Source organism: Streptomyces sp. NPDC048434, assembly GCF_043200375.1.
GTDB lineage: Bacteria > Actinomycetota > Actinomycetes > Streptomycetales > Streptomycetaceae > Streptomyces.
In genome coordinates this window covers 148356-165709 of record NZ_JBICXQ010000012.1, presented here as the reverse complement: position 1 = coordinate 165709, position 17354 = coordinate 148356, and the positions used below count along the sequence as shown (strand labels likewise).

The 17354-nt window shown below is 70.6% G+C and carries 17 protein-coding genes; 8 read left to right on the top strand and 9 right to left on the bottom strand.

What is annotated here, in order from left to right; genetic code table 11:
* The first annotated feature begins 16 nt into the window (after positions 1-16).
* The gene (locus ACGFWI_RS16590; RefSeq protein WP_393906658.1) at positions 17-1003 is read left to right on the top strand and encodes a DMT family transporter; all 987 of its coding nucleotides are present in this window, start codon (positions 17-19) and stop codon (positions 1001-1003) included.
* A 49-nt stretch (positions 1004-1052) separates the two neighbouring features.
* On the opposite strand, the gene ACGFWI_RS16585 is transcribed toward ACGFWI_RS16590, so the two are convergent.
* Together ACGFWI_RS16585 and ACGFWI_RS16580 are read right to left on the bottom strand one after the other, a co-directional pair.
* Positions 1053-2450: a gluconate:H+ symporter gene (locus ACGFWI_RS16585; protein ID WP_393906657.1), complete on the bottom strand. Its 1398-nt coding sequence runs from the start codon at positions 2448-2450 to the stop codon at positions 1053-1055.
* Positions 2451-2513: 63 nt separating this feature from the next.
* Positions 2514-3032: a gluconokinase gene (locus tag ACGFWI_RS16580; protein ID WP_393906656.1), complete on the bottom strand. Its 519-nt coding sequence runs from the start codon at positions 3030-3032 to the stop codon at positions 2514-2516.
* A 131-nt stretch (positions 3033-3163) separates the two neighbouring features.
* On the opposite strand from ACGFWI_RS16580, the gene ACGFWI_RS16575 reads away from it, so the two are divergent.
* Complete coding sequence (locus ACGFWI_RS16575) at positions 3164-3865, top strand: FadR/GntR family transcriptional regulator (protein ID WP_393906655.1); 702 nt, start codon at positions 3164-3166, stop codon at positions 3863-3865.
* Between the two features lie 51 nt (positions 3866-3916).
* On the opposite strand, the gene ACGFWI_RS16570 is transcribed toward ACGFWI_RS16575, so the two are convergent.
* From ACGFWI_RS16570 to ACGFWI_RS16560, 3 genes are read right to left on the bottom strand one after another with little or no spacing between them, the layout of a single operon-like run.
* A complete protein-coding gene (locus ACGFWI_RS16570) occupies positions 3917-4129 on the bottom strand; it encodes a hypothetical protein (RefSeq protein WP_393906654.1) in 213 nt (70 codons plus the stop codon).
* Positions 4130-4143: 14 nt separating this feature from the next.
* Positions 4144-4560 carry a hypothetical protein gene (locus ACGFWI_RS16565; RefSeq protein ID WP_393906653.1) on the bottom strand — a complete coding sequence of 139 codons (417 nt, stop codon included), beginning with the start codon at positions 4558-4560 and terminating at the stop codon, positions 4144-4146.
* Between the two features lie 59 nt (positions 4561-4619).
* Positions 4620-6218 (bottom strand): methylmalonyl-CoA mutase, encoded by a 1599-nt coding sequence (locus ACGFWI_RS16560; protein WP_393906652.1) that lies wholly within the window; start codon positions 6216-6218, stop codon positions 4620-4622.
* Positions 6219-6388: 170 nt separating this feature from the next.
* On the opposite strand from ACGFWI_RS16560, the gene ACGFWI_RS16555 reads away from it, so the two are divergent.
* Positions 6389-7228: a L,D-transpeptidase family protein gene (locus ACGFWI_RS16555; RefSeq protein WP_393906651.1), complete on the top strand. Its 840-nt coding sequence runs from the start codon at positions 6389-6391 to the stop codon at positions 7226-7228.
* 358 nt (positions 7229-7586) lie between these two features.
* Here ACGFWI_RS16555 and ACGFWI_RS16550 read toward each other — a convergent pair whose 3' ends face one another.
* The 3 genes from ACGFWI_RS16550 to ACGFWI_RS16540 all read right to left on the bottom strand — a co-directional run bounded on the left by ACGFWI_RS16550 (position 7587) and on the right by ACGFWI_RS16540 (position 11756).
* A complete protein-coding gene (locus ACGFWI_RS16550) occupies positions 7587-8630 on the bottom strand; it encodes a hypothetical protein (RefSeq protein WP_393906650.1) in 1044 nt (347 codons plus the stop codon).
* Positions 8630-9433 (bottom strand): RNA polymerase sigma factor, encoded by an 804-nt coding sequence (locus tag ACGFWI_RS16545; RefSeq protein ID WP_393906649.1) that lies wholly within the window; start codon positions 9431-9433, stop codon positions 8630-8632. Before ACGFWI_RS16545 ends, ACGFWI_RS16550 begins: the two co-directional genes overlap by 1 nt.
* Before the next feature lie 610 nt (positions 9434-10043).
* Positions 10044-11756: a glycoside hydrolase family 20 protein gene (locus ACGFWI_RS16540; RefSeq protein WP_393906648.1), complete on the bottom strand. Its 1713-nt coding sequence runs from the start codon at positions 11754-11756 to the stop codon at positions 10044-10046.
* Positions 11757-11950: 194 nt separating this feature from the next.
* On the opposite strand from ACGFWI_RS16540, the gene ACGFWI_RS16535 reads away from it, so the two are divergent.
* The 5 genes from ACGFWI_RS16535 (at position 11951) to ACGFWI_RS16515 (ending at position 16312) form a co-directional block, all read left to right on the top strand.
* The gene (locus ACGFWI_RS16535; protein ID WP_393906647.1) at positions 11951-12685 is read left to right on the top strand and encodes a 2-oxo-4-hydroxy-4-carboxy-5-ureidoimidazoline decarboxylase; all 735 of its coding nucleotides are present in this window, start codon (positions 11951-11953) and stop codon (positions 12683-12685) included.
* A 203-nt stretch (positions 12686-12888) separates the two neighbouring features.
* Positions 12889-13269, top strand: coding sequence for a succinate dehydrogenase, cytochrome b556 subunit (gene sdhC / locus ACGFWI_RS16530; RefSeq protein WP_393906646.1), 381 nt, complete (start codon positions 12889-12891; stop codon positions 13267-13269).
* 6 nt (positions 13270-13275) lie between these two features.
* On the top strand, positions 13276-13764 hold the full coding sequence (locus ACGFWI_RS16525) for a succinate dehydrogenase hydrophobic membrane anchor subunit (RefSeq protein WP_393906645.1): 489 nt from the start codon (positions 13276-13278) through the stop codon (positions 13762-13764).
* A gap of 20 nt (positions 13765-13784) precedes the next feature.
* Positions 13785-15539, top strand: coding sequence for a succinate dehydrogenase flavoprotein subunit (gene sdhA / locus ACGFWI_RS16520; RefSeq protein ID WP_393906644.1), 1755 nt, complete (start codon positions 13785-13787; stop codon positions 15537-15539).
* Positions 15539-16312, top strand: a complete 774-nt coding sequence (locus ACGFWI_RS16515; protein WP_393906643.1) for a succinate dehydrogenase iron-sulfur subunit — start codon at positions 15539-15541, stop codon at positions 16310-16312. The genes sdhA and ACGFWI_RS16515 overlap by 1 nt, the downstream gene beginning before the upstream one ends.
* On the opposite strand, the gene ACGFWI_RS16510 is transcribed toward ACGFWI_RS16515, so the two are convergent.
* A complete protein-coding gene (locus tag ACGFWI_RS16510) occupies positions 16296-17153 on the bottom strand; it encodes a hypothetical protein (RefSeq protein ID WP_393906642.1) in 858 nt (285 codons plus the stop codon). The two genes, ACGFWI_RS16515 and ACGFWI_RS16510, sit on opposite strands and share 17 nt — an antisense overlap.
* Positions 17154-17354 lie beyond the last annotated feature (201 nt).

The window sequence follows — 17354 nt, the reverse complement described above, 5'->3', positions numbered from 1 at the left end:
ACCGAAGGAGAGTGGCATGCAGCTCCTGCTCTCGGCCGCCTTTGTGCTGTGCTGGAGCTCCGGCTTCATCGGCGCCAAGCTCGGCGCCGGCAGCGCGCCCGCGGTCACGCTCCTGATGTGGCGGTTCCTGCCGCTCGCCGCCGTCCTCGCCCTCGTTGCGGCCACCGCCGCCCGTGCCGCATGGCGGGGCCTGACGGCACGGGACGTGGCCCGGCAGGCCGCCGTCGGCGCACTGTCCCAGAGCGGCTATCTGTTCACCGTCTACTACGCGATCCAGCTCGGGGTCTCCAGCGGCACCACGGCCCTGATCGACGGCACCCAGCCCCTGGTGGCCGGGGCGCTCGCCGGGCCGTTGCTGCGCCAGTACGTCTCCCGCCGGCAGTGGCTCGGCCTGTGCCTGGGCGTGGGTGGCGTCGCCCTGGTCACCACGGCCGACGCCGCGGCCGGCGCGGGTGTGAGCCGGTGGGCGTACCTCGTCCCGTTCCTCGGGATGGCCTCGCTGGTCGCGGCCACGTTCCTGGAAGGCCGCTCGCGCACCCGGGTCGCACCGTCGGTGTCGATGACCGTCCACTGCACCACCAGCGCCGTCCTCTTCACCGCGCTCGCCGCGGGCACCGGCTCCGTACGGCCGCCCGCCTCGCCCTCGTTCTGGGCCGCGGTCTGCTGGCTGGTGGCGCTGTCCACCTTCGGCGGGTACGGGCTGTACTGGCTGATCCTCAGGCGCTCCGGCATCACCGCGGTGAACACCCTGATGTTCCTGATGGCACCGGTCACGGCGCTGTGGGGAGCCGCCATGTTCGGCGAACCGTTCGGCCCGCAGACCGCCGCCGGACTGGCCGTCGGCCTCGCGGCGGTCGTCCTCGTCCGCCGCGGTGCGAAGCCCCCGGCCGCGGACACCGGGGACCCGCCCTCATGCGCACGAGGCCGTACGAGCGGGAATCCGCTCGTACGGCCTCGCGCCGGGGACAGGCGCCTGAGGGGGGTGGGGCGCCCGGGACGGTAACCCGTCCGGAAAGATCAACGGCCCGACGGACCGGGCCCACGGACCGGCCCTAAAGGACCAGGGAGAGCAGCAGGACGCACCCGATCCCGACGACCGAGATCAGCGTCTCCATCACCGACCAGGTCTTCAGCGTCTGGCCGACGTTCATCCCGAAGTACTCCTTGACCAGCCAGAATCCGGCGTCGTTGACATGGCTGAAGAACAGCGACCCACATCCGATGGCCAGCACCAGCAGTGCGGCATGGGTGGTGCTCATGTCCGCGGCGAGCGGGGCGACCAGCCCGGCGGCGGAGATGGTGGCCACCGTCGCGGAGCCGGTCGCGAGCCGGATGGTGACCGCGATCAGCCAGGCCAGCAGCAGCGCGGAGATGTTCCAGCCCTTGGAGATGTCCAGGATCATCTGGCCGACGCCGGCGTCCACCAGCGTCTGCTTGAAGCCGCCGCCCGCGCCGACGATCAGCACCACACCGGCGATCGGGGCGAGCGACTTCTCGACGGTGGTGGCGATCCGGCCGCGGGTGAAGCCGGCCGCCCGGCCCAGCGTGAACATCGCGACGAGGACGGCGGTGAGCAGCGCGATCAGCGGGGAGCCGACGACGTCGAAGACCCGCTGGACGGTGTCCTCCGGATCGTCGATGACGATGTCCACCAGCGCCTTGGCCAGCATCATCACCACCGGCAGCAACACGGTGGCCACGGTGATCCCGAACCCGGGCCGCTTCGCCAGGTCGTCGGAGGCGCGCTCGGGCACCATCTTCTCGGGCGGGCGGATGTCGACCCAGCGGGCCGCGTAACGGGAGAAGACCGGACCGGCGATGATCGCGGTCGGGATGGCGACGACCACACCGAGCGCCAGCGTGACGCCGAGGTTCGCGCCGACCGCGTCGATCGCCACCAGCGGACCGGGGTGCGGGGGTATCAGCCCGTGCATGACGGACAGTCCGGCCAGCGCGGGGATGCCGATCCGCATCAGCGAGAAGTTGCCGCGCTTGGCGACCAGCAGCACCACGGGGATCAGCAGCACGATGCCGACCTCGAAGAAGATCGGCAGCCCCACGATCCCGGCGATCAGCACCATCGCCCAGGGCATCGCTGGCCGGCTCGCCCTCGCCAGGATCGTGTCGACGATCTGGTCCGCGCCGCCGGAGTCGGCGAGCAGCCGGCCGAGGACGGCACCGAGCGCGATCAGCACACCCGTGCCCGCGACCGTCGTGCCCAGCCCCGTCGAGAAGCTGGTGATGGCCTTGTCGAGCGGTGCGCCGGCCACCGCGCCGAGCACCAGCGAACCGATGATCAGCGACAGAAAGGCGTGCAGCTTGAACTTGGTGATGAGCAGGACGATGACGGCTATGCCGGCCAGGACGGCGATGCCCAGCTGTGCGTGACCGGCCGAAGTTATCGGCTCGGCCGCGTCCGCTGCGAGCATCTCGACGCTGAGATGTGTCACGGCGATTCCCTTGGTTGGACGGAGGGGGAAGGGGGTTCTGCGGTACGGGTGTGGGGTACGGGGCTATTCGCCCGGCGGGACCATCGCGCGCAGCGCGGCCACCGCGCGCTCGGCGATCTCCTCCGGGGTGCCGGACACATCCACGGCGACACCGGACTCGTCGGGCCCGAGCGGTTCGAGCGTGGCGAACTGGGAGTCCAGCAGCGCGGTCGGCATGAAGTGGCCCTGGCGCTCGGCCATCCGCTCCTCGATCAGGGCGCGGCCCCCGGTGAGGTGCAGAAAGACGACTCCGGGGGCGGCGGCACGCAGCCGGTCGCGATAGGCGCGCTTGAGCGCGGAGCTGCTGACCACACCGCCGTGCCCGGCCCGCTCGTGCGCCCAGGCGCCGATGGCGTCCAGCCACGGGCCGCGGTCGTCATCGTCCAGCGGGGTGCCCGCCGACATCTTGGCGATGTTGGCGGGCGGGTGGAAGTCGTCACCCTCGGCGTACGGGACGCCCAGTTCACCGGCCACCAGCGGGCCGATCGTGGTCTTGCCGGTGCCGGCCACGCCCATCACGACGATCACGTCGGGGGTGCTCATCCCGTAGTACCTCGCTGTCTTCATTGACCCGTGCGGTCCCCAATGAAACTCATTAGGTACGACGTATTCAAGAGCCTGTGACGCAAACGTCATACTTAATTGGTCGGGGTGCGGGAACGTAGGCTTGCCCCATGGAAAACGAGGGGAAGGGACTGCACGCCCGTGTGCTGGAGTCCCTCGGACCCGCGATCACCGCGGGCGACTACCCTCCGGGCACGATCCTGCGCACGGACGAGCTGGAGCAGCGCTTCGACGTCTCACGCACGGTCATCCGCGAGGCGATCCGGGTACTGGAATCCATGCAGCTGGTCGCCTCCCGGCGCCGCGTGGGGGTGACCGTCCGCCCCACCGAGGAGTGGAACGTCTACGACCCGCGGGTGATCGGCTGGCGGCTGGCCGGCCGGGACCGCTCCCGCCAGCTGCGCTCGCTGACCGTGCTGCGCTCGGCGATCGAACCGGCCGCCGCGGGCCTCGCCGCCCAGTACGCCACCCCCGCGCAGTGCGCCGAACTCACCGAACAGGCCATGGGCATGGTCGCCACCTCACGCGGCCAGCAGCTCGACGCCTACCTCGTCCACGACATGGCCTTCCACCGGGTCGTACTGACCGCCTCCGGCAATGAGATGTTCGCCCGGCTCGGCGATGTGGTCGCCGCCGTCCTGACCGGCCGCACCCAGCACCATGTGATGTTCACCGACCCCGACCCGGCCGCGGTCACCCTCCATGTCCAGGTCGCGGAGGCGGTACGCACCGGCGACGCGGCACGCGCGGAGTCCCTGACCCGCGAGATCACGGCCGGTGCGATGGCCGAACTGGACGTGCTGGCACCGTAGTTGGCGGTTCGGTCGGGCACCCGTCACGGGTGGGAGGACGGGCGCCCCGGCTCAGAACAGCGGCTGCTGCCCCGGAATCGGCGGCTCCTCCGGGTCGAACAGCTTCTCCGCGGGCGCCATCATCGGCGCGATCCTGCGCGACCCCGGGCAGGAGATCAGCTCCAGCACCGTTCGCCGGCCAGGCGGGTCATGACGGGCGAAGCGGCCGCCGACAACGGCGATCTCTCGGATACAGACGGGGCACGCGCGGCGGGGTGACGACATCACACCAGTGTGACTCAGTCCAGCTCGGCGGTCACAAGCTCCCGTACCCGCCCGGCCAGCGCCCGCGCCCTCAGCCCGACCCGCGCACCTCCACGCTCCACCAGCCCCGGACGGTCTCCGCATCCCGCCCCCGGCATACCGGGCTTCACGGCCCCCGCCACGGCCGCCGCGAACCGTTCGCCGGGAACGTTCCACAACAGGTCGATATCGCTGTAGCGGTCATACGCGTCACCGGCCAGCGAACCGCGGAGTTCGAGCCGCCCCTCGGGACACTGCGACCGCAGCGCGGACGCGAGGGCGCGCAGCGCCTCGCCGAAGTCCCGACCCTGCCCGAAGGACACCGCCTCGTATAGGAAATCGGTGCGGGCGCCGGGGAAGGCGGGCAGTGATGACTCGACCGCGTCCCTCACGAAGCCTGCGCGGCCCGCCACATCCCCGGGTCGTACAGCCGCCCCCGCACGGCCCGTCCCCCACCCCTTCAACTGCCCACTCAGAACGCATCCGTGGGCACATACGTCCCCCACACCTCCCGCAGCGCATCGCATACCTCGCCCACCGTCGCCCTCGCCCGCAGTGCCTCGCGCATGGGGTGGAGGACGTTGTCCGTGCCCTCGGCGGCCTTGCGCAGATCGCCGAGGGCCGCCGATACCGCACGGGCATTACGGCGGTCCCGGAGCACGGCGAGCCGTTCGATCTGCTGGGCCTCGATCGCCGGGTCGACCCGCAGCGGCTCGTACGGCTCCTCCTCGTCCAGCCGGAAGCGGTTGACGCCGACCACGACCCGCTCGCCGGCGTCCGTCTCCTGCGCGAGGCGGTAGGCGTTGCGCTCGATCTCGTCCTTCTGGAAACCCCGCTCGATGGCGGCCACCGCACCGCCCATGTCCTCGACCCGCCGCATCAGCGCCGCGGCCGCCTCCTCGACCTCGTCCGTCATCGACTCGACGGCGTAGGAACCGGCGAACGGATCGACGGTGGCGGTCACATCGGTCTCGTAGGCGAGCACCTGCTGGGTACGCAGCGCGAGGCGGGCCGACTTGTCGGTGGGCAGGGCGATGGCCTCGTCGAAGGAGTTGGTGTGCAGCGACTGGGTGCCGCCGAGCACGGCGGCGAGCCCCTGGAGGGTGACCCGTGCCAGGTTCACCTCCGGCTGCTGGGCGGTGAGCTGCACCCCCGCGGTCTGGGTGTGGAACCGCAGCATCAGCGACTTGGGGTTCTTCGCCCCGAACTCCTCCCGCATCACCCGGGCCCAGACCCTGCGCGCGGCCCGGAACTTGGCGACCTCTTCCAGCAGCGTCGTACGGGCGACGAAGAAGAAGGAGAGCCGCGGCGCGAAGTCGTCGACATCCATCCCGGCGGCAACGGCGGTGCGCACATAGGCGATGCCGTTGGCGAGCGTGAAGGCGATCTCCTGTGCGGGCGAGGCGCCTGCCTCCGCCATGTGGTAGCCGGAGATGGAGATGGTGTTCCACCGGGGGATCTCGGCCCGGCAGTACTGGAAGATGTCCGCGGTCAGCCGCAGCGACGGCTGCGGCGGGAAGATGTAGGTCCCGCGCGCGATGTACTCCTTGAGCACATCGTTCTGAATCGTTCCGTTCAGCTGACCGGCCGCCACCCCTTCCTCCTCCCCCACCAGTTGGTAGAGGAGCAGCAGCAGCCCGGCGGGCGCGTTGATCGTCATCGACGTCGACACCTTGTCGAGCGGGATACCGCCGAACAGCACCCGCATGTCCTCGACGGAGTCGATGGCCACCCCGACCTTGCCGACCTCGCCCGAGGCGATCGGGGTGTCCGAGTCGTGGCCCATCTGCGTCGGCAGATCGAAGGCGACCGACAGCCCCGTGGTGCCGTGGGCGATCAGCTGCCGGTAGCGGGCGTTGGACTCGCGCGCGGTGCCGAAGCCGGCGTACTGCCGCATCGTCCAGGGCCGCCCGGTGTACATCGACGGGTAGACGCCACGGGTGAAGGGGTAGCTGCCGGGCGCGCCGAGGCTGCGCTCCGGGTCCCAGCCGTCCAGCGCCTCCGGCCCGTACACCGGCTCGATGGGCAGGCCGCTCTCGTTGTACCGCTCACTGCCCGACTCGTGCGCCATGGGTGTACGCCTCCCACTGAGTGACCGGCATCGGGGATACGCCTTGCTCACAGCATGCCCGCAGGTTCGCCGCCCCGCAGCACTGGGAAGAGTCTCCGATGGCCGGTCGGGCCGCCGAGATGCGGGGGTTGCGCATGCAGCGGAGCAGTGGAAGACGTACGGCGCCTGCGGTGGCCGCGGTGCTGGTGGTGGCGGCGCTGGCGGTGGGCTGCCACCCCGTGAAGGTCACCGGATCCGGTTCGCCGGACAGCAAGGGCACCCGCTACGCCCCCACCACCCCCGCTCCCCCGCCTCTCGGCCGTCACACGCCACCGGCCGCGGCCAAGCACACCACCGCGCCGCGCCCCCACCGCACCACCCACCACGCGCCCGCGGCCCCCCGGCCGGTCATGGCGGCCGGCTCGCGCGGCGCGCAGGTCCGCGAACTCCAGGCGAGGCTGGGCCAGCTGGGTCTCTTCGACCGCTCCCCGACGGGCTACTACGCATCCGTGACCACCGCCTCGGTCCGCACTTTCCAGCGGCGGCAGGGCCTGCCCCGTACGGGCGCCGTGCAGCCCACGGCCTGGCGGGCCCTGCGGTCCCAGACCCGCCGGCCGTCGCACACCGAGCTCCACCCGCCCACCACGAGGCCGGTCGGCACCCCCGACCCGCGCTGTATGAAGGGGAAGGTGATCTGCATCAGCAAGCGGAGCAACACCCTCACCTGGAGGGTGGACGGCCGGATCGTCTCGGCGATGGATGTCCGCTTCGGCTCGCAGTACACCCCCACCCGCGAGGGCGTCTTCGCCCTCACCTTCAAGAGCCGCCACCACGTCTCGACGCTCTACCACACGGCCATGCCGTACGCGATGTTCTTCAGCGGCGGCCAGGCCGTCCACTACTCCGCGGACTTCGCCGCCCGCGGCTACAGCGGCGCCTCACACGGCTGCGTCAACGTCCGCGACAAGACCAAGATCGCCGCCCTCTTCGACACGGTGAAGAAGGGGACCAAGGTGGTGGTCTCTCGCTGAGGGCTGTCCCGCAATCCCTGGCGGATCGGCGCACGGCGTCAGATGCACTGCGTTCTCCCCCACGCCTTAAGGGCGCGGGGGCACCCCCACCGCTCACTCCGTCTCGGCTCTTCATGTGATGCACGGATGCCGAGCTGCATCGCAAGGCGGAGGAGGGGGAAGGAAGGGCGCGGGCAGGGCCGGGGGAACGTGCCCCGCCCGCGCCAAATGCGCGGAGCCGTAGGTACGGGGGGAACCCCGGCTCGTCGCGCAGCCGATGACCAGTCGGCTTCATTTATTACTGCGTCACGGGTTCAAAAAACGTCACACCTGGGCCGCGCCCTTCGGATCAGCGCGAGCTCGCGACGTCCGGCACGGTCTAGCCGGTGGCGGATGCGCTCGGCGTGGCACTCCCGGAGTCCGGGGTGGTTGCCGAGGGGCTGGGGGCCGGGGTGGAGGTGCCGGAGCTGGGGCCGGCGCCGGGCGACTGGGGCGGGTGTCCGTCGTCGTCCTCGTCGCCGCCCGACCCGCCGCTGCTCTGGCCGGATCCGCCGGTGCCGCCGCCGAAGCCGTCGTTGCCGTCCGAGCCGCCACCGCTCTGGTACCGCGCCAGGTAGGCGCGGCAGAAGACGTGCACCTTCGCCGCCCCGCCGGCCTTGCTTTCGAGGCGCCGCAGCGCGTCACGGTCCATGGCGTCCCGTTTGCCGGACTCGTAGTCCCGGCACAGGGCGAGCAGAAAGTTCTTCTTGTCCCCGTGGCCGGGAAGGGTTCCGCCGTCACCGGGCTTGCCGTGGCCGTGCCCCGTGCCGCCGCTCGGAGCGCCGCCGCCGGGTCTCGTGCCGGCGCCGGGGCTACTGCCGGGTCTGGGGGTCTCGGTGGGTGCGGTGTCCTGTCCGCCGGGGGTGGCGTCGGGGGTCTGCGCCGTGGTGCCGTCGGTCTGGGCGCCGGGCTCCCCGGTGTTGAACGGTCCGGGGCTTTCGGCGGCGGAGACACTGGCGGCGGGTGCGGGGTCGCCGCCGCCCCGGAAAGGGCTGGGCAGGACGCCGGTACCGGCCGCGACGGCGACGCCGCCGATGGCGCAGGCGGCGAGGGCCACGGCGAAGCCGCGCCGGAGGGGGCGGCCTAGCCGGGTGCGTTCGGCGAGGTCCGCGGCGTGGGCGGTGCGTGCGCCGGGGAACGGTTCGCCGGCGGCGCGGTGGCGGGCGCCGGAGCCGCTGCGGGCAGCCTGGCGGAATGCGGCGACGGCCGCCTCTTCGCCGGGCAGCTCGACGGTTTCGGGCGTCCTTGCGGCGACCGCGGCGGCGGCCTCCAGAAGCTGTTCGAGTTCACGTGCGCCGTCGCCGTGCCGGGCACTGACCGGTTCACCGCGCAGCAATTGCTCCGCGGTGTCCTTGTCGAGCCAGTTGTACCCGTCGTCGGCCATCACATGTCCTTCTGCGTTCGTGCGGCCGTTTCCGTCACACCCGGTACGTACGATTCCGCCACGCCGTCGCGGCGTCTTCTGCCCTGTACGGGCACTCCATTCACCGTTCCGCCACCTCCGTGCGGGCCCTGTACGGGCCGGCCGGAGGGAGCTCCTTCACCCTGGTCGGCGCCGTCGTCGCCGCCGTCCGGGCCGTGCTGCCGAGTGCTGTCCTGACGTCCGTCCTGGCTGCCGTCCGGCTCCTCGCCGATCAGCTCGGCGAGCCGCCGCAGTCCGCGGTGTGCGGCGGTGCGCACCGCGCCGGGCCGCTTGCCGAGCACCTGCGCGGCGCTCTTGGCATCGAGCCCGACCACCACCCGGAGCACCACGGCCTCGGCCTGGTCCTGCGGCAGCCGGGCTATCAGCCGCATGGTGCGGCCGGTGCCGAGGGCTTCGAGCGCCTCGCCCGCGGTGTCGGAGGCACTGGGGGTGTCGGCCAGTTCGCTTTCGTCGCCGCCGGTCGCCGGGCGGCGGCCGCGCATCCTGATGTGGTCGAGGGCGCGGTTGCGGGCGATGCGGGCGGCCCAGCCGCGGAAGCGGTCGGCGTCGCCGCTGAAACGGGCGAGGTCCCGGGTGATCTGGAGCCAGGCCTCGGAGGTGACATCCTCCACATCCGGTTCGCTCACCAAGGTCCGTACATATCCCAGCAGTCGGGGATGTACGGCGCGGTAGACGATACGGAACGCCGCCTCGTCACCGTCCTGTGCCGCCTGCACGGCCACCGTCAGCCGACGGTCGTCCGGCTGAATGTCGTCCCCTCGCACGGGTCCATCCTGTCGCACGCGGAATGTCCGCCGCCCGGTCCTTGCTGCATTACTGCTTCGCTCGGCCGTGCCACCGGCCTTGGCTCCCCGTTCCCGGTGTCGTTCGGGCGGGCAGTGCCCTCCGTACGCGCCGGAGACGGGCCGGCTACCGCGCGCCGCCGGCCGCGACCGGCCGGAAACCGCTGGTAACCCGGATGTTCCCGCAGACCGTATCCCGTGTGGGCAAACGATCCGAACCCGGGATGCGGGCGCCGCCCGCTGCGGCGGCGCCGAGGGAAGAGGGGCGCCGAGCGACCGACGCTCCGGCGGAGTACGCGCACGGATCCATCTGGAACTCCCGGGGAGGAGGGCTTTTCTCCCGCCGCGGCCGACGGCCTGAACAGTGCGCCGACCGGCGCGGATCCGCACGTTACGGGCCTGTCCCGGCCTGCGTCCAGACCACTAGCCGTACGCCTGCCCGTACCCCGTGTGACGCTTTCGCGCCGTCTGGCGCTGTACCGGATAGGGGGCCGTCACAGGCCCTTCGCGAACGACGGCCGGGGCCTCTCCTGTGGGGGGTGGCGGCCCCGGCCGTCCTCGTTCTCTCACCCGTTTCTTACCGGGTCGTCTCTCACACCCGGCTCGCCAGCGCCTTGAAGTCCGTCCAGGACAGGGCGGGCGTCCGCGGGTCCCAGGTCTTCTGCGCCAGCGCCGCCAGCGGCAGCTGGATTCCGGCCGCCACCTGCGCCGGCGTCTGCGCCTGGGACCGGTCGCACCAGATCGCGAAGCGCGCCCCGGGGATGCGGTCCGGGCCCGTCATGCTCACGGGCACCGCCACCGGCTGGGTGCCGCGGATCACCCGCGGGGTCCAGCTCTGGTAGATCCGCTGCCCGGTCGGATAGGTGAACTGATTGGGCTCGCCGAGCACGTAGTAGAGGTACTCGTCGTTGAAGTTCATGACGTTGCGGCCCTCGCGCAGGAATTCCGCGGGGTCCCGCTTGCCGGCCTCCTTGCCGGTCCAGTAGTCGACCATCCGGTTCTTGTCCGCGGCCACGACCCCGCCGGCGAAGAATCCGTCGTTCCAGGCCTCGACGCGGTTCTTGCCCTTGGCCGCCACGGTCTTCTGCCGGTCGTTGAGCCAGCCGGTCGTCAGGTCCTCGATGGTGCCGCGGGAGCCGTACTTCTGCCGCGCGGCAGACGCCAGCTGCGGATACGAGGTGGCGGGGGAGGACGACATCAGCGCCTGGTACTCGTCGCCGCCCAGGTGCCAGTACGCCGGGGCGCCCTTGGGGTTGGTGAACAGCTCGCTGAATTCCCGCAGCAGCGAGTCGACCAGCGGGGCCGACTTGGGGTTGGAGATGTCGATCGCGCCATGGATCACCCGGCCCTGGGCGTTGTGCAGCTGCAGAGCGGGATAGTGGTCGAGCACGGCGCCCAGGTGGCCGGGCGAGTCCAGCTCCGGGACGACGGAGATGTGCAGGCTGCGCGCGAGCGCGATGATCTGGCGGACCTGGGCCTTGGTGAGATGGTCGGCGGAGACGATCTCGGGGTGGGTGTCGCTCTGGATGCGGAAGCCCTGGTCGTCGGAGAAGTGCAGCTGGAACTGGTTGAGCTTGAGGTCGGCGATCTCCCTCAGCCGGGCCTCGATCCAGTCCTGGGTGAACGGCTTCCGGGCGTTGTCCAGCGACAGTCCGCGCTGCGGGCGGCCCGGCCGGTCCTGGATGGTGCCCTCGGGAAGTCCGCCGGCGGCGTGGACGGCCTGCTTGACGGTGCGGGTGCCGTAGAAGATTCCGGCGTCGGTGGGAGCCGTGAGAGTGAGCTTGGTGCCGTCGGCGGTGAGGGTGTAGGCCTCGTCGGCGGCGCCCTGGACGGGAACGTTGTTGTCGCTGTTCTTGCCCGTCAGCTTCACCTCGATGTCGCCGGGCCGTACTTTCTGGTCGCCGTAGACGACGGTGAGTCCGAGGTCACGGGCCATCAGCTGGGCCTCGTCGGCGACATTGCTCTTCTCGCCGGCCGGCACCACCACACGGGCCCCCTTGGACGGGCGCCAGCCGCGCCCGTCGGCCCGGCGGAAGTCCCGGACGGCGGGGATGACCTGCGGTGATCCCGTCACCGGCGCCCACGTCGGGGTGGCGTCGGACGAGGGGTTCATCTTGGCGCTGGTACTCCCGGGCGGCTCGGTGTCGGCGGCGCCGGAGCAGCCGGCGAGCAGCAACGCACCGGTGAGGGCCGCGGCCGACAGCGCGTACCGGGCCGTCGGGGCGGTCCGCGTACTCGGGCTCGTCAGGGGGCGCAGGGAGGCCGAGGGCCGCGGGGCGCGGGGCGGCCGCATCGGATTCGACATCGTGCAATCCTCACTTTTCGGGGCGAAGGCATTGCCAGGTGCGCGGAGCCGGTCGTCCACCGAAGGCACGAAAGCTCTCCCATCCGGGTGAAATTCGTGCATCCATCGGACAGCGAACGACAAGCGTCGTTAGCGTGGCGTTTCCGGTCGGCACCCCTTCACAGGGCCCTCCGGAACCACCGGACACGGCCGGGGTGTCGTGTCACACGCACCACCGTCACACCCGCCGCCGCTTCCTTTGCGTCCCGGCTTCGGTCCGCTTCCCCCAGCTTCCGTCAGTCGCCCGTCCCGCACCCGTCGAACCGATCCATTCGCATCCGTCCGAGGAGCCCACGCTGTCCGGTGACACCCCGGCCGCCCGGCCGACGACGCTGCGTCATCCGCAGCCCCCGTGGTGCGGCATACCTTCACGGACCCCCGGCACCGCCCTGCCCCGCCCTCGTCGTGAGGACATCGGGCTCGGCCGTTTCAACGCCCTCACCCGGGACGACACCCTGACCGCGCTCCTGAGCTGCTGCGGCAGCCGACGCTGGGCCGAGCGGGTTGCCGCACACCGTCCGTACCCGGATCCGGAGTCCCTGCTCGCCGCCTCCGACGAGGCCTGTTACGACCTGACCGCGGCCGAGCTGGACGAGGCGCTCGCCGAGGAGTCCCTCTCGTCGCAGCCGCTGGTCGGCGCCCGCGGGCCCGGCACCCTCGCCGCCCACACCGCACTGCGCGCGGCACACGCCGAGTACGAGCGGCGGTTTCGCCACGTCTTCGTGATCTGCCTGGACGGCTACCGCGACGACGAGCTGCTCGACCAGGTGCTGTCCGGCATCCGCACCCGGCTGGGCAACGAACCGGACGAGGAGCGGTCGGTCGCCGCGGACGAACTGCGCCGGCTGGCCCGCGGACGGCTGGCGCGGCTGGTGAGCTCCGGACAGTAACGGATCAGGGCCTTTGGCCGGTAAAGTCTGGTTCGTACTTGTGTGATAGCCCGTTGGTGCCTGTTTGATCACACCTAAGGACCCCGGCGCAACGAACCGACAACACGTCGCTACGATGGCCAGGGCCGGTGGACCGTACCCGGCCGGGCCCGACCGACAGAGAAGCCGGCTGGCCCCAATCCCCGCTCCCGGAGGGTTTTTCCGTGCCGGCTGGAACGCTGTACCGCGGCCGGGAAGGCATGTGGTCCTGGGTGGCTCATCGAGTCACCGGCGTCCTCATCTTCTTCTTCCTGTTCGTACACGTCCTCGACACCGCTCTCGTACGCGTCTCCCCCGAGGCCTACGACAACGTCGTTGCGACATACAAGACGCCGATCGTCAACGTGATGGAGTACGGCCTGGTGGCCGCCATCCTCTTCCACGCGCTCAACGGCCTGCGGGTCGTCGCCGTGGACTTCTGGTCGAAGGGCCCGAGGTACCAGAAGCAGATGCTGTGGACGGTTGTCGGTGTCTGGGTCGTGCTGATGGCCGGTGCCTTCTACCCCGTGCTGCAGCACACCCTGCGCACGCTGTTCGGGAGCTGACGCGAGATGTCCGCTGAAACCACCTCCGCAGGTGCCACCGCGACGGGTGCGCCCGACAACGTCCCGCTCTACGACGTGGACCACCCGGCTCCGGTCATCGAGCCGCCGCGCAAGCGCACGAGGAAGACCGGGCGTGCGTCCCGGGGCAACTTCGAGCTGCAGGCCTGGCTGTTCATGCGGCTGTCCGGCATCGTGCTGGTCGTCCTGGTCCTGGGTCACCTGCTGATCCAGCTGGTCCTCGACGGCGGCGTCTCCAAGATCGGCTTCGCTTTCGTGGCCGGCCGCTGGGCCTCGCCGTTCTGGCAGGTCTGGGACCTGGCGATGCTCTGGCTCGCCATGCTGCACGGCGCCAACGGCCTGCGCACGGTCATCAACGACTACGCGCAGCGGGACAACACCCGCTTCTGGCTGAAGATGCTGCTGTACACCGCGACGGTGTTCACCGTCCTTCTGGGCACGCTGGTGATCTTCACCTTCGACCCGAACATCTCCTGAAGCCGGGGCTGACTGGAACCATGAAGATCCACAAGTACGACACCGTCATCGTCGGCGCCGGTGGCGCGGGCATGCGTGCGGCCATCGAGTCGACCAAGCGCAGCCGCACCGCGGTCCTGACGAAGCTCTACCCGACCCGCTCCCACACCGGCGCCGCCCAGGGCGGTATGGCTGCCGCCCTCGCGAACGTCGAGGAAGACAACTGGGAGTGGCACACCTTCGACACGATCAAGGGTGGCGACTACCTGGTCGACCAGGACGCCGCCGAGATCCTCGCGAAGGAGGCCATCGACTCGGTCCTCGACCTTGAGAAGATGGGCCTGCCGTTCAACCGCACGCCGGACGGCACGATCGACCAGCGCCGCTTCGGCGGTCACTCCCGTAACCACGGTGAGGCCCCGGTCCGCCGGTCCTGCTACGCCTCGGACCGCACCGGCCACATGATCCTCCAGACGCTGTACCAGAACTGCGTCAAGGAGGGCGTGGAGTTCTTCAACGAGTTCTACGTGCTCGACCTGCTGCTCCAGGACGTCGACGGCGTCAAGAAGTCCGCGGGCGTCGTCGCGTACGAGCTGGCCACCGGCGAGATCCACGTCTTCCAGGCGAAGTCGATCATCTTTGCGTCCGGCGGCACCGGCAAGTTCTTCAAGGTGACCTCGAACGCGCACACCCTGACCGGTGACGGCCAGGCCGCGGCCTACCGCCGCGGGCTGCCGCTGGAGGACATGGAGTTCTTCCAGTTCCACCCGACGGGCATCTGGCGCATGGGCATCCTCCTCACCGAGGGTGCGCGCGGCGAGGGCGGCATCCTTCGCAACAAGGACGGCGAGCGCTTCATGGAGAAGTACGCGCCCGTCATGAAGGACCTGGCCTCGCGTGATGTCGTCTCGCGCTCCATCTACACGGAGATCCGCGAGGGCCGCGGCTGCGGCCCGGACGGCGACCACGTCTACCTGGACCTCACCCACCTGCCGCCGGAGCAGCTGGACGCCAAGCTCCCGGACATCACCGAGTTCGCGCGGACCTACCTCGGTATCGAGCCCTACACGGACCCGATCCCGATCCAGCCGACCGCGCACTACGCCATGGGCGGCATCCCGACCAACGTCGAGGGTGAGGTCCTGTCGGACAACACCACGGTCGTGCCGGGCCTGTACGCCGCCGGTGAGGTGGCCTGTGTCTCCGTGCACGGCGCCAACCGCCTGGGCACCAACTCGCTCCTGGACATCAATGTCTTCGGGCGCCGGGCCGGCATCGCCGCCGCCGAGTACTCCGCGGGCGCCGACTTCGTCGAGCTCCCCGAGAACCCGGCGCAGCAGGTCATCGACCAGGTCGAGCGGCTGCGCACCTCCAACGGCACCGAGCGGATCACCGAGATCCGCAAGGAGCTGCAGGAGTGCATGGACGCCAATGTGATGGTGTTCCGCACCGAGCAGACGATCAAGACCGCGGTCGAGAAGATCGGCGAGCTGCGCGAGCGCTACCTGAACGTGTCCGTCCAGGACAAGGGCAAGCGGTTCAACACCGACCTCCTGGAGGCCATCGAGCTGGGCAACCTGCTCGACCTGGCCGAGGTCATGGCGGTGTCCGCGCTGGCCCGCAAGGAGTCCCGCGGCGGTCACTACCGCGAGGACTTCCCCAACCGCGACGACGTCAACTTCATGCGGCACACCATGGCGTACCGCGAGGTGGGCGCAGACGGCACCGAGTCGATCCGCCTCGACTACAAGCCGGTCGTGCAGACCCGCTACCAGCCGATGGAGCGTAAGTACTGATGAGCACCCCGACTCTCGACAAGCACTCCGCGGCACTGGACGCGGCCGAGGACGGCGCTTCGCAACTGATCACGGTCACCTTCCGGATCCGCCGGTTCAACCCGGAGGTCTCGGAGGACGCCAGCTGGGAGGACTTCCAGCTGGAGATCGACCCCAAGGAGCGCGTCCTGGACGCCCTCCACAAGATCAAGTGGGAGCTCGACGGGACGCTGACCTTCCGTCGTTCCTGCGCCCACGGCATTTGCGGCTCGGACGCCATGCGCATCAACGGCCGCAACCGCCTCGCCTGCAAGACGCTGATCAAGGACATCAACCCGGAGAAGCCGATCACGGTCGAGGCCATCAAGGGCCTGACCGTGCTGAAGGACCTTGTCGTCGACATGGAGCCCTTCTTCCAGGCGTTCCGCGATGTGATGCCCTTCCTCATCACGACCGGCAACGAGCCGACCCGTGAGCGGCGCCAGTCCGCCGAGGACCGCGAGCGCTTCGACGACACCACCAAGTGCATCCTGTGCGCCGCCTGCACGTCCTCGTGCCCGGTGTTCTGGAACGACGGCCAGTACTTCGGCCCGGCGGCGATCGTCAATGCGCACCGCTTCATCTTCGACTCGCGCGACGAGGGCGGCGAGCAGCGGCTCGAAATCCTCAACGACAAGGACGGCGTCTGGCGCTGCCGGACGACCTTCAACTGCACGGACGCCTGCCCGCGCGGTATCGAGGTCACCAAGGCCATCCAGGAAGTCAAGCGGGCACTGATCACCCGGCGCTTCTGAGGCCGGCGGCGATCCGGGTTCCGACCCGGCCGCCGAGCAGAGCCGGTACGTCCCGAAGGGCCTCGCCTCCATGTCCACGGAGGCGGGGCCCTTCGGCATCGCCCGCCGTGTCCCGCGCCGGGTACACGAGCACCGGCGGCAGCGCTTCGTCCACCAGCGTCAGCGGGTGGTCACAGCAGAAGTACGAGGGGACGAAGACCAGGCCGCGTCCCTGCAGGTGCAGCTCCCGCTCCACCGGATAGCCGACCTCCAGCACCGGCGGCCGCCAGCGCATCGGCGCCCCGAACGTCCGCAGCATCGCCTCCATCCCGGACTGCCCCAGCGCATGCTTGCGCAACTCCCGGTCCGCACCGACCCGTTGGGCGATCCGCGGCCAGGCCGGCGCCACCGCCAAATGGTGATACGTCCGCAGGCTGCGCGCGAGCCGGCGCAGTGCGGCCGGCTCGCCCTCGCCGATACCGCGCGCCCATCCCGGCAGCGCCCGGTGCCCCGACAGCCGCGTCAGCTCGGTCCGCAGCCGCTGCCGCGGGGTGCTCATCACGGCCTCCAGACCGGACTCGACCCCGTACTGGGACGCGGACGGCGTGAGGAAGTCCGGGAAGTACCCGTAGAGCGGGACCAGCGCGAACAGCGTCCGCAACGGCCCCGGCCCGTTCCGCACGGCGTGCTGCCGCCAGGCCGCCAGCGCCGGATCGGTCCCGTTCTCCCGCAGACTGTGCAGGCTCAGCACCGTCTCCCAGAGCGGGTCGGCCCCGTCGGCCACTCGCGTACGCGCCAGATCCTGCGCGGTGAAGTGCACTCGCAGCACATCGACCCCCTGCTTCTGCGCCGCTCCCCTCACGGCGTGGACACGAGGATCTGTCCGACGGGTGGATGGTGGCAAGCAGAACCGGCGGGTAGCATCCGGCTCTCTGCCCGGAGATTTCCCCCACCCCTTCAGCTGGCCGCAGCGCCCTCGCCGCCAGTGCCTCGCCCTCCGCCCGGCGGCTCCCGCATGACCTGCGCGGATACCCCCAAGTCGGCTCGACGTCGCGTCAAATCA

What these genes read in the sequence shown, in the direction of transcription:
- ACGFWI_RS16590 (WP_393906658.1), top strand. Translation starts at nt 17, where the DNA reads ATGCAGCTCCTGCTCTCGGCCGCCTTTGTGCTGTGCTGGAGCTCCGGC.
- ACGFWI_RS16580 (WP_393906656.1), bottom strand. Translation starts at nt 3,032, where the DNA reads ATGAGCACCCCCGACGTGATCGTCGTGATGGGCGTGGCCGGCACCGGC.
- ACGFWI_RS16575 (WP_393906655.1), top strand. Translation starts at nt 3,164, where the DNA reads ATGGAAAACGAGGGGAAGGGACTGCACGCCCGTGTGCTGGAGTCCCTC.
- ACGFWI_RS16570 (WP_393906654.1), bottom strand. Translation starts at nt 4,129, where the DNA reads ATGTCGTCACCCCGCCGCGCGTGCCCCGTCTGTATCCGAGAGATCGCC.
- ACGFWI_RS16560 (WP_393906652.1), bottom strand. Translation starts at nt 6,218, where the DNA reads ATGGCGCACGAGTCGGGCAGTGAGCGGTACAACGAGAGCGGCCTGCCC.
- ACGFWI_RS16550 (WP_393906650.1), bottom strand. Translation starts at nt 8,630, where the DNA reads ATGGCCGACGACGGGTACAACTGGCTCGACAAGGACACCGCGGAGCAA.
- ACGFWI_RS16540 (WP_393906648.1), bottom strand. Translation starts at nt 11,756, where the DNA reads ATGTCGAATCCGATGCGGCCGCCCCGCGCCCCGCGGCCCTCGGCCTCC.
- ACGFWI_RS16525 (WP_393906645.1), top strand. Translation starts at nt 13,276, where the DNA reads ATGTCCGCTGAAACCACCTCCGCAGGTGCCACCGCGACGGGTGCGCCC.
- sdhA (WP_393906644.1), top strand. Translation starts at nt 13,785, where the DNA reads ATGAAGATCCACAAGTACGACACCGTCATCGTCGGCGCCGGTGGCGCG.
- ACGFWI_RS16515 (WP_393906643.1), top strand. Translation starts at nt 15,539, where the DNA reads ATGAGCACCCCGACTCTCGACAAGCACTCCGCGGCACTGGACGCGGCC.